This is a genomic window from Aeromicrobium sp. PE09-221 (assembly GCF_002174305.1).
In the GTDB taxonomy this organism is placed as follows: domain Bacteria; phylum Actinomycetota; class Actinomycetes; order Propionibacteriales; family Nocardioidaceae; genus Aeromicrobium.
Genome location: NZ_MIJB01000016.1, coordinates 84221 through 94695, shown reverse-complemented (window position 1 = coordinate 94695; position 10475 = coordinate 84221). Strand labels below are relative to the sequence as shown.

General features: G+C 69.8%; 8 protein-coding genes. 6 read left to right on the top strand and 2 right to left on the bottom strand.

What is annotated here, in order from left to right; genetic code table 11:
• Positions 1-345: 345 nt before the first annotated feature.
• The 5 genes from BHE97_RS09250 to BHE97_RS09230 are packed head-to-tail and all read left to right on the top strand — an operon-like array spanning position 346 to position 5920.
• Positions 346-705 (top strand): hypothetical protein, encoded by a 360-nt coding sequence (locus BHE97_RS09250; protein ID WP_087623746.1) that lies wholly within the window; start codon positions 346-348, stop codon positions 703-705.
• Between the two features lie 44 nt (positions 706-749).
• The gene (gene secD / locus BHE97_RS09245) at positions 750-3044 is read left to right on the top strand and encodes a protein translocase subunit SecD (RefSeq protein ID WP_236757612.1); all 2295 of its coding nucleotides are present in this window, start codon (positions 750-752) and stop codon (positions 3042-3044) included.
• Complete coding sequence (locus BHE97_RS09240) at positions 3044-3361, top strand: TM2 domain-containing protein (protein WP_087623744.1); 318 nt, start codon at positions 3044-3046, stop codon at positions 3359-3361. Before secD ends, BHE97_RS09240 begins: the two co-directional genes overlap by 1 nt.
• A gap of 40 nt (positions 3362-3401) precedes the next feature.
• The gene (locus tag BHE97_RS09235; protein WP_087623743.1) at positions 3402-4775 is read left to right on the top strand and encodes a cystathionine beta-synthase; all 1374 of its coding nucleotides are present in this window, start codon (positions 3402-3404) and stop codon (positions 4773-4775) included.
• Positions 4772-5920, top strand: coding sequence for a cystathionine gamma-synthase (locus BHE97_RS09230; RefSeq protein ID WP_087623742.1), 1149 nt, complete (start codon positions 4772-4774; stop codon positions 5918-5920). The genes BHE97_RS09235 and BHE97_RS09230 overlap by 4 nt, the downstream gene beginning before the upstream one ends.
• A gap of 17 nt (positions 5921-5937) precedes the next feature.
• Here the strand turns inward: BHE97_RS09230 and BHE97_RS09225 are convergent, their stop codons facing one another.
• Both BHE97_RS09225 and BHE97_RS09220 read right to left on the bottom strand, forming a co-directional pair.
• On the bottom strand, positions 5938-8523 hold the full coding sequence (locus BHE97_RS09225) for an ATP-binding protein (RefSeq protein ID WP_087623741.1): 2586 nt from the start codon (positions 8521-8523) through the stop codon (positions 5938-5940).
• Positions 8520-9647 (bottom strand): metallophosphoesterase, encoded by a 1128-nt coding sequence (locus BHE97_RS09220; RefSeq protein WP_087623740.1) that lies wholly within the window; start codon positions 9645-9647, stop codon positions 8520-8522. The genes BHE97_RS09225 and BHE97_RS09220 overlap by 4 nt, the downstream gene beginning before the upstream one ends.
• Positions 9648-9783: 136 nt before the next feature.
• On the opposite strand from BHE97_RS09220, the gene BHE97_RS09215 reads away from it, so the two are divergent.
• Positions 9784-10449: a hypothetical protein gene (locus BHE97_RS09215; protein WP_087623739.1), complete on the top strand. Its 666-nt coding sequence runs from the start codon at positions 9784-9786 to the stop codon at positions 10447-10449.
• Positions 10450-10475 lie beyond the last annotated feature (26 nt).

Here is a 10475-nt window from a genome sequence, read left to right as displayed (position 1 = left end):
CCCGGACTGCGATCGCCCACCCGGAATGGAGCCGTCGCACCACGGGCATAGCCGCGACGGAGTGCGAAGCGCACCACGGAGACGAGACCTGGGCAGACGGCGGAACCACCAACCTCAAAGACGCCATCCCCATCTGCGCCGAACATCACCGACAAATCCACACCGGACACCTCCAATGCCGTCTGAACCCACGAGACGGCACCCCCGAATTCCGCACACCCAGAACCACCCAATGGAAACGCAACCACCGACGGCGCCCCACATAACTTATGGCGGGGCCGGCGATGGCGGCCCCGCTCGGGACGGCACACCCCATCAGGGCTCACCGGCCGTTAGACTCGCCGGGTGCGTCATACCCGCCCCGCCGTCTGGGGGATCATCGCGAGCTGCGCGGCGATCCTCGTGGCACTGCTGGGCGCCACCGCACTGACTCAGTCCGGTGCACCGACCCGGAGCACGAGCGGCGCCACCGCCTCCGTCAGCACCGGCGACCGCACCACGACGACCAGCAGCGCCACAGCGCCGCAGGCGACCACCGCGGACGATCATGTGCCGGTGGTGACCGATCAGCTGCCCCTCGCCGTGTTGACGGCGGTAGTGCTGCTCGCGGTGACGACGACGCTGCTCGCCCACGGGCAGAGGGGCGAGGGACCGAGACGACGGGTACGCGCCAGGGCCGGGCGGGCCCCGCCGGCATTCTGCTGAACCCGCATCGTCCTGCCCCGCCCATCGAAAGCACCCCCATGACCATGACCCCGTCACGCTGGCGCGCGCTCGCCGCGTTCTTCGTCGTCGCCCTCGCCGGATTCTCGGCGTGGCACTTTCCGCCCAACCTCGGCCTCGATCTCCGCGGCGGTACGCAGATCGTCCTCGAAGCCCAGTCCACCGACCGCGTCGAGGCCGACAGCGAGGCCACCGACCGCGCACTGGAGGTCATCCGCGGCCGCGTCGACGCCCTCGGCGTCTCCGAGCCCACCCTCGCCCGTTCCGGTGAGAACCGCATCATCGTCGAGCTCCCGGGCGTGCAGGACCCGGCCCAGGCCGCCGAGGTCATCGGTCAGACGGCCACCCTGGAGTTCCGGGAGGTCGTCTCCCCCGCCACCGAGGGCATCGAGCCCGAGGAGGGACAGACCGTGCTGCCCGACGAGTCGGGCCAGGACCTGTTGCTGAGTCCGGTCGCCTTCGACGGCAATGGCATCAGCGACGCCGTCGCCGCGCAGCCCGAGGGCGGCATCGGTCAATGGGTCGTCAATGTCGACTTCAGCGGCGAGGGCCGCGGCCCCTGGGGTGAGCTCGTGCAATCCGCGTGTGCCAATACCGCCGGCGGCCAGCGCATCGCCATCGTCCTCGACGACAGCATCATCTCCGCTCCGCAGATCCAGCCCAGCCTGTGCCAGTCCGGGGGCGGCAACAGCACGTCCATCACCGGTGACTTCTCCCAGTCCGAGGCCGACGACCTCGCGGTGCTGATCAAGGGCGGCGCTCTGCCGGTGCCCGTCGACACGATCGAGCAGCGCACGATCGGCCCGACCCTCGGTGCCGCCGCGATCGACGCCTCGGTCACCGCCGCGCTCATCGGCCTCGCCCTGACCGCGCTCTTCATCGTCTTCGTCTACCGCCTGGTGGGCTTCATGGCCACGCTCGCGCTGGCGACCTACACACTCATCGCCTACGGCATCCTCGTCTGGCTCGGCGCCACGCTGACCCTGCCCGGCCTCGCCGGATTCGTGCTCGCGATCGGCCTGGCGATCGATGCCAATGTCCTCGTCTACGAACGAGCGCGCGAGGAATACGAAGAACATCCCAAGGCCGGACTCAGTCCGGCTCTCACCACCGGCTTCAACAAGGCGTGGTCGGCGATCATCGACTCCAATATCACCACGATCCTCGCCGCCATGCTGCTGTTCTTCTTCGCCACCGGCTCGGTCCGCGGCTTCGGCGTCACGCTGACCATCGGTGTGCTCGCCTCGATGATCTCCGCACTCGTCGTGGCACGTGTGCTGGCGGAGTGGGCGGTTCGCCGGCGTTTCGTCAGCAAGCGTCCGCCGGTCAGCGGTATCGCCGGGACCGGCAGCATCCGCCGGTTCATCAATGAACGCGGGCCGTTCATCGTGAAGCGCGCCGGTGTCTGGATCGTCGTCACCGCGGGCATCGCGATGGTGGCCCTCGTCGGTGTCTTCGGCAAGGGACTGAACCTCGGCGTCGACTTCACGGGCGGCCGCATCATCGAGTACTCCACGACGCAGACCGTCAACGCCGAGACGGTCCGCGAAGCCGTCAGCGACGCGGGCTTCCCGAATGCCGTCGTGCAGGAGTCGTCCAGCGACGGCGGCGGCGAGAACATCACCATCCGCACGGAGGATGTCGACGACGAACAGGTCGGCCAGATCCGCGACGCCGTCGTCTCGGTCGGCGGGGAGGTCGAGCAGATCCGCGACGAACAGGTCGGGCCGAGCCTCGGCACCGAGCTGCGCAACAAGGCCCTCCTCGCCTTCGCGATCGCCATCGCGGCGCAATTGATCTACCTCGGCTGGCGATTCCGCTGGACCTGGGCCCTCGCCGCGCAGGTGTCGATGGCCTCGGTCGTGCTGATGGTGGTCGGCATCTTCGCCTGGTGGGGCAAGACGATCGACAGTGTCTTCCTCGCGGCGATCCTGTCCATCATCGGCCTGGTCGTCAACGACACGATCGTCGTCTTCGACCGCATCCGAGAACACACAGGCCTGCGGGCCCAATCACATCTGCGGCAACTCGTCAACGACGCGGTGCTGCAGACCATCCCGCGGACGATCAACACCACGCTCAGCGCGCTATTCATCCTGGGGGCGCTGGCGGTGATCGGCGGTGACTCGCTCACCGACTTCTCGCTGGCGATCATCATCGGCCTGTCTCTGGGCGTGCTGTCGACGATCTTCACCGCGACATCGCTGGCGGTCCTGCTGGAGGAGCGGTTCCCCTTCAACCCGGAGAAGGACGCGCAGAAGCGAGCCGTCGACCCCTATTCCACGATCGACAACGGTCGTGGCGACGGGGCCGTCGTCTGATGTCCTATCCCCCGCCCCACCAGCCCGGTCCCCCTGGACCGGGCTGGTGGGGGCCGTCCCCGGACGCCCCCTACGGACGCGAACCCTCGACCGGGGCGCCCTACTCGGACCGCTCCAAGATCATCGCCGGTCTCCTCCAGATCCTCGTCCCGCTGGGCATCGGAAGGATGTACATGGGCGACATGAGCCTGGGCGTGATCCAGCTCGTCGTCACCCTGGTCACCTGCGGGCTTGGCGCGCTCTGGCCCTTCATCGACGGCATCCTCATCCTCGTCGGCCGGCCGATCGACGAGCACGGTCGACCGCTGCGCTCCTGACCCCGGGCGCGGCGCACCACGAGGCTGACACAATGGTGGCATGCCCATCGCAGACCACGTCGTCGACCTCATCGGGGGCACGCCCCTGGTCCGGCTCAACTCCGTTTCCCCCGTCGGCGGCGCGACCATCGCCGCCAAGATCGAGTACCTGAACCCAGGAGGGAGCGCCAAGGATCGCATCGCCGTCAAGATGGTCGACGAGGCCGAGGCGAGCGGGGCTCTGCAACCGGGCGGCACCATCGTCGAGCCGACCTCGGGCAATACCGGGGTCGGGCTCGCCCTCGTCGCGCAGCAGCGCGGCTATCACTGCGTCTTCGTCTGCCCGGACAAGGTCAGCGAGGACAAGCGCAATGTGCTGCGCGCCTACGGTGCGGAGGTCGTCGTCTGCCCCACCGCCGTCCCCCCTGAGCACCCGGACTCTTACTACTCGGTCTCCGATCGCCTCGTACGTGAGACGGAGGGCGCCTGGAAGCCCGACCAGTACTCGAATCCGGCGGGCCCCGCCTCGCACTACGAGACCACGGGTCCGGAGATCTGGGATGACACCGATGGCCGCGTCACCCACTTCGTGGCCGGTGTCGGCACCGGTGGCACGATCACGGGTGCCGGGCGTTATCTGAAGGAGCAGAACCCGGCCATCAAGGTCGTCGGCGCCGATCCCGTCGGCTCGGTGTACTCCGGGGGCACCGGACGCCCGTACCTCGTGGAGGGCGTCGGCGAGGACTTCTGGCCCACGGCCTACGACCCCTCGGTGCCCGACGAGATCATCGCAGTCTCCGATGCCGACTCCTTCGAGATGACCCGCCGGCTGGCCCGCGAGGAAGGTCTGCTCGTCGGCGGCTCCTGCGGCATGGCGGTCGTCGCGGCGATCCGGGTGGCGGAGCAGGCCGATCCTGATGACATCGTCGTGGTGCTGCTGCCCGACGGTGGCCGCGGCTACCTCACCAAGATCTTCAATGACGACTGGATGGCCTCCTACGGCTTCCTGCGCACGCCGCTCAGCGGTGAGAGCGCGCAGACCTCGATCGGCGACCTCCTGCGCCGCAAGTCCGGGAGCATCCCCGCGCTCGTCCACACGCATCCCTCGGAGACCGTGCGCGATGCGATCGAGATCATGCGTGAGTATGGCGTCTCACAGATGCCAGTGGTCGGACCGGAGCCGCCGGTCGTGATCGGCGAGGTGGCCGGCAGCGTGAGCGAACGTGAGCTCGTGAGCGCCGTCTTCGAGGGTCGCGCCCAGCTGACCGATGCGGTCGCCGATCACATGGAGCCCTCACTTCCCCTCATCGGCGCCGGTGAGGATCTGGCCGCCGGACTGTCCGCCCTGAGCGAGCGGGACGCTCTCCTCGTCATCGACGAGGGCATCCCGCTCGGTGTCCTCACCCGCCTCGACCTGTTGGGAGCACATGTATGACGACTCCTGAGCACGGCTTCGCGACACGAGCGATCCACGCTGGCTATGAGCCGAATGCCGAGAACGGCGCGGTCAACGTGCCGATCTACGCCAGCTCGACCTTCGCGCAGGACGGTGTGGGCGGGATGCGCGGCGGATACGAGTACGCCCGCACCGGCAACCCGACCCGCGCGGCTCTGGAAGGCAATCTCGCCGCGCTCGAACAGGGCCGCTACGGCCGCGCCTTCAGCTCGGGGATGGCGGCCACCGATGCCGCGCTACGCACGCTGCTGAAGCCCGGCGACCATCTGGTGATCCCCGATGACGCCTATGGCGGCACCTTCCGGCTGATCGACAAGGTGTTCACCCACTGGGGCATCAGCTACACGCCGGTGGCCGTCAACGACGTCGATGCGATCCGGGCTGCGATCACCGGCGACACCAAGGCCGTCTGGATCGAGACCCCCACCAATCCGCTGCTCAATATCGGCGACATCGCCGCGACCGCTGAGGTCACCCGCACCGCGGGGGTGCGCCTCGTCGTCGACAACACCTTCGCCTCCCCCTATCTGCAGCAGCCGCTGGAGCTCGGTGCCGACGTGGTGCTGCATTCGACCACCAAGTACCTCGGAGGCCACTCCGATGTGGTCGGCGGCGCGCTGATCACCGATGACGAGGAGCTGGATGCCGGCTTCGCCTTCCTGCAGAACGGCGCCGGCGGTGTGCCAGGCCCCTTCGACGCATATCTGACCATGCGGGGAGCGAAGACCCTCGCCCTGCGCATGGAGAAGCACTGCGACAACGCTGAGGCGATCGTCGATCTGCTGCTCGGACATGCCGCGGTGAGCCGGGTGCTCTATCCGGGGCTCCCCGAGCATCCGGGGCACGAGGCGGCACAGCGGCAGATGCGGCGCTACGGAGGCATGATCTCGCTGCGGCTCGCGGGTGGACGCCAGGCGGCACTCGACTTCTGCTCGCGGACGCGGATCTTCACGCTCGCCGAGAGTCTCGGCGGCATCGAATCGCTCATCGAGCATCCCGGCGCGATGACCCACGCCTCGACCGCCGGTTCGGCCCTCGAGGTACCCAACGACCTCGTTCGGCTATCGGTGGGTATCGAGGACCAGCACGATCTCCTCGCCGATATCGAGCAGGCCCTGGCCTGACCGAGAACCCGTTGCCCCTATCCCAGGCGCCGGGTGGCGTCGGGGACCAGGAGATCGAAGCGGCTCGGCTCACAGGTGAGCACGATGATCTGGACCCGGCCCTCGCGCGCCACCTGCCGCAGCATCGCCAGCACACGCTGGCGGCGCAGCGGATCGGCATAGCCGAGGATATCGTCGAGGATCACCGGTGCACCGTGATCGTCGTCGACCAGCCGCGCCGTGGCGACCCGACCGAGGACGCCTAGCTGCTCCTTGGCGCCCCCGGACAGGGATTCGAAGGGGACCGTCCGACCGTCGAGCGTACGGGTGAGGATGCTCAGGTCCTCACCGATCTCGACATCGAAGCCGGGACCGAAGACGGTCCGGCCGAGCTCGGCGATCGCGGTGCGGAAGGGCCCGACGTAGCGACGGCGGGCACGCTGGGCATGATCGGTCAGGGTCAGGTGCAGGCGGCGGGCAGCGCGAGCGCGAGTGTCGACCGACACCCAGCGTCGGCGCAGATCGGCGACCGCCTCGGCAGCACGGTTGGCCGCATCCTGGAGGCCCTCGCCACCGCGGACCTCCAACGTGGCCTCCACCGCGATGATCTCGTGGTCCAGCTCTCGCAAGCGATGCTCGGCAGTCTCCAATGCGTCGGTGCGAGCGTCGATCTCCGAGGCGAGCTCGTCGGCACCGTGGTCGTTGAGCACAGCCTCGACCCGGGCCACCGCGGCGAACGCGCGGGTCGCGGCCTCTCGCGCCTCCTCGGCCGCAGCCGCGACCGTCGCATCGTCGGCCTGGGCCCGATCCGCGGCCAGCACGGCGGCGGCCCGTTCGGCGCGAGCACGCACGTGCTCTGCGGCAGTCCCCGCGCGCACCAGGCGCTCGCGCAGCTGCTGCCCGATCTCGAAGGCCCGGCGCCGCTCAACGCGCGAGTCCTCGGCAACGGTCAATGCTCGCTGATAGGCCTCGATGGCCTTCCGGTGCCGCTCGGCCGCGGTCTCCGGATCGGGGGGCTCGTCCGCGCCGACGCGTTCTCGGCAGTACTCGACCCGCTCCTCCAGCTGCGCCAGCGAGTCGTCCTGGCCGAGTGCCCGACGCAGTTCGGCCGTGCTGTCGGCCAGGAGACGCTCCTGCTCCGTGCGCATGCGGGCCCGGGTCCGTGCCTCCTCCAGGTCGGCGACCCCCAGGGCCTCGCAGGCCCGCTGATACTCGCGGCGCAGGCGATCGGCCTCCGCGACCTCCTCGGCCAGCGGGGCCGGCGGGCTGATCGTGACCCGGGCGGCACCAGGCACCTCGACGACCACCGGCCGGACCACGGGATATTCGCGGACCTCGTCCTCCTGTCCGTCGAGCAGCACGGGCAGATCGCCCAGGCGCTCGAGGGTCACCGTCGGAGCGGCGCCCGCGCTGCGGGCGGCAGCCGTCTGCCAGCGCAGGTGATCGTCCTGGAGGCGCTGGACGGACTCCTCGTCGACGGCATTCTCGCGGAGCACGGCGCGAGCCTCGTCCCGTGCCGCCTGCGCCGCCCGAGCTTCGTCGAGGCGCCGCAGCGCCTGCTCCAGCTCCTGCTGGGCGCGAGCGCGCTCCTGCTCGTCCGCCGCCAGGTCCAGTTCGGACCTGGCGGCATCGATGGCGGTGTCCGGATCCTCCGAACCGGTCTGCGCCTCGTGCTCCTCCAGGGCCGTGGCGGCCATGGTCGCGTCCGACTCGGCCTCCCGGCGGGCCCGCTGGGCCTCGTCGAGCTCGGCGATGAGCTGCGTCCGGCGCTCGGCGGCCTTCTGTCGGATGGCGAGGGTCTGGTCGGCCCCCTCGGCGATGCGCCGCGCCTCCTGCAGCTCCTGGCGCAGCTGATCCAACTCGGCGCACCGCTCGGCGAGGCGGTCGACCTCCTTGCGCTGCGTGGCGATGGCTCCGGTCAGCTCCTCGCGGCGCAGGACGAGGCGTTCGTGACTCTCGGTCAGGCGGGCGATCTCGCTGAGGGCCTCCTCCGCCTGACTCGCCCGCGCCTCGGCCTCGGTCAACTCCCCGGCCAGCCTGGCGTGCTCGCCTGTGGGCCGTCCGGTCGGCGTGTAGTAGGTCAGATATTCGGCCTCGACACGTTGCATCAGCTCATCGTGGCCGCCGACCGCTTCCTCTCCGCCGAGGGACGCCAGGGCGGTATGGAGGGGTGCCAGCGTGGCAAGCACGGGCTGCGCGAGCGGCTCCCCCTGGGTTGCCTGCAGCGCGGACCACAGCGCGAGATCGGTGGTCTCGGCGAGGATCGCCGTGGCGCGATCATGCGCGGCATCGCCGGTGAGACTCTCGGCTGCGGGCGCGTGGACGGTCAGCTGCGTAGCGCCCTTGCGGGCGAAGGTCTTGGCGTAGGTGAGGTGGTAGGGCCCCGTGCGCAGCTCGATCTCGACCGAAGGGTCGGCCTGGACGTGGGTCGGCCGCACGGCCCGCACCTCGGCGGCCTGCGACGAGGCCTTGAAATCGCGGACGAGTCGTAGCGCCCCCACGATGGAGGACTTGCCGGTCTCGTTCGGCCCCTCGATGACGGTGATCCCCTGCTCGGCGAAGTCGATGTTCAGCGGCCCGTCGATGCCGGCGAAGTGCTCGAGCCGCATGCGAAGGAGTCTCATCGGCCTACCTCCGCGGCACCGGTGAGCCGGTAGAGCAGTCCGAGGGCGTCCGCCGCCTCCCCGCCCGCCGGACCGTTCAGCTCCTCGGTGAGCTCTGCCACCGCTTCGGCGGCGAAACCGGTGAGCCCCAACTCGCTGAAATCGGCCGCCTCGCCGCGGACCGCCAGCTCGCTGCGACGCTGCCAGACGAAGATATGGGCGAAACGGTCGGCCGCGCGCCCCAGCAGGTCGTCCAGCCTCGCCCGCTGCGGGATCGTCAACGTGCCGGTCAGTGTCAGACGCACCACGGTGAGGTGCTTGTCCGGCAGACGTTCCAGATCACGCTCCAGATCATCGAGATCGGTGTCGCCGTTCAGCGGCGCCTCATGGGTGAGGAAGGTCCACCGGCCGACCCGCACCGGCGTGACCTCGACGCGGCCGGTGCGTACGTCCAGATCCACCACCAGCACCTGGCCCGGATCAGTCTCCCGATGCCGTGTCACCTCCGGAGCTCCGGGATACCAGAGGCGATCGGCCACCTCGGTGGTGGAGTGGCGGTCCCCCAGGATGGCGACATCGAGGCGTCGATCGGCCAGCGCCCCCGTCAGCGCCGCCAGGTCGATCGCGGCCGGATCGTCCCGGTCGATGCCGAGCAGGCCACCGTGACCGATGAGCACCCGGCGACGACCGCCCGGCTCGGGAAGGTCGGCGAGCACATCGGCGACCAGGTCGGTGAGCGGGCGCTTGCCGAACCACGGCGCCGCCACCAGCTCCACCTCAGGTGTCGCCTCGTAGACACCGGGCGCGTCCAGCACCCGGACTCCCGCGGGGACCGCCCCGGTGAACTCTGCGGAGCGATAGATCGAGGCGGCATCGAGACAGTCGTGGTTGCCCGGCAGCAGGTAGACCGGCACCGACCAGTCGGCGAGGGCGTCGAAGGCCCTCGCCACCACCGAGCGGTGCAGCTGATTGGAGTCGAAGACGTCCCCGGCGACCACGACGAAGTCCGCTCCCCACTCCGCCGCGACCTCGCCGATACGCCTCACCACGTCGATCCGCGCCTGCGCGAACCGGGCGCGTGCCTCATCGGGCAGGAACGACGCGGGCATGCCGAGCTGCCAGTCAGCAGTGGCCACGAATCGCATGTCTCGACGATAACGAGCGCCACCGACAGAACCCGGCCGACACCACGGGACGCTCTGACGGAGTGTCATCGGTGTCACCCAGAGGTTCCGCCGGAACCTCTTAGGTCCAGCGGTACCGCTGGGTAGCATCGAGGGCATGCCTCGCACAGGACCCCTCGCCGATCTCTCCGGTCTGCAGCTAGTGGCCGGTGCGCTCGCCGCGATGACGTCCGCGTGGATGGCGTCCTGGCTCGGCGTCGCCGGCACGCTCATCGGTGCCGCGGTGGGCAGCATCGTCGCCGGTATCGCCACTGCGCTCTACCGTTCGAGCCTCGAACGGGGTGTCCAGCGCAGCAAGACGCTGCTGACCGACCAGGGCAGCGTGATCGAGAGCACGGGCGACGACACGACGTCCGAGCACGGCAGCGAGATCGCGACCGCGAAGGCCGACCCGGTTTCCTGGAAGGAGCGCCTGCAGCGTCTCAACTGGCGTTCGATCGCCCTCGTGAGCGGGGCGACGCTGCTCGCGGCCGTGGTCATCATCGGGGTGTATGAGGTGTCCACGGGCAAGTCCTACGGCAACTCCTCGAATCCCACCATCGTGCCCGTCAGCTCCTCCGGGGGCGGTGCCGAGCGCACCCCGGCTCCCGCGGAGGAGGGCACAGAGCCGTCCGCGGATCCGACGTCCACCGCACCCACCCAGAGCGCTCCCACGACCCAGGCGCCGACGGCCACCTCCCCGACCACCGCGGCTCCCACGACCCAGGCCCCCACCCAGCCGCCGCAGCCCAATGAGGGCGGGGAATCAGCGCCCGCGGAATGACGTTGGGATCAGTGCGACCGAAGGAG

What these genes read in the sequence shown, in the direction of transcription:
- secD (WP_236757612.1), top strand. Translation starts at nt 750, where the DNA reads ATGACCCCGTCACGCTGGCGCGCGCTCGCCGCGTTCTTCGTCGTCGCC.
- BHE97_RS09240 (WP_087623744.1), top strand. Translation starts at nt 3,044, where the DNA reads ATGTCCTATCCCCCGCCCCACCAGCCCGGTCCCCCTGGACCGGGCTGG.
- BHE97_RS09235 (WP_087623743.1), top strand. Translation starts at nt 3,402, where the DNA reads ATGCCCATCGCAGACCACGTCGTCGACCTCATCGGGGGCACGCCCCTG.
- BHE97_RS09230 (WP_087623742.1), top strand. Translation starts at nt 4,772, where the DNA reads ATGACGACTCCTGAGCACGGCTTCGCGACACGAGCGATCCACGCTGGC.
- BHE97_RS09225 (WP_087623741.1), bottom strand. Translation starts at nt 8,523, where the DNA reads ATGAGACTCCTTCGCATGCGGCTCGAGCACTTCGCCGGCATCGACGGG.
- BHE97_RS09220 (WP_087623740.1), bottom strand. Translation starts at nt 9,647, where the DNA reads ATGCGATTCGTGGCCACTGCTGACTGGCAGCTCGGCATGCCCGCGTCG.
- BHE97_RS09215 (WP_087623739.1), top strand. Translation starts at nt 9,784, where the DNA reads ATGCCTCGCACAGGACCCCTCGCCGATCTCTCCGGTCTGCAGCTAGTG.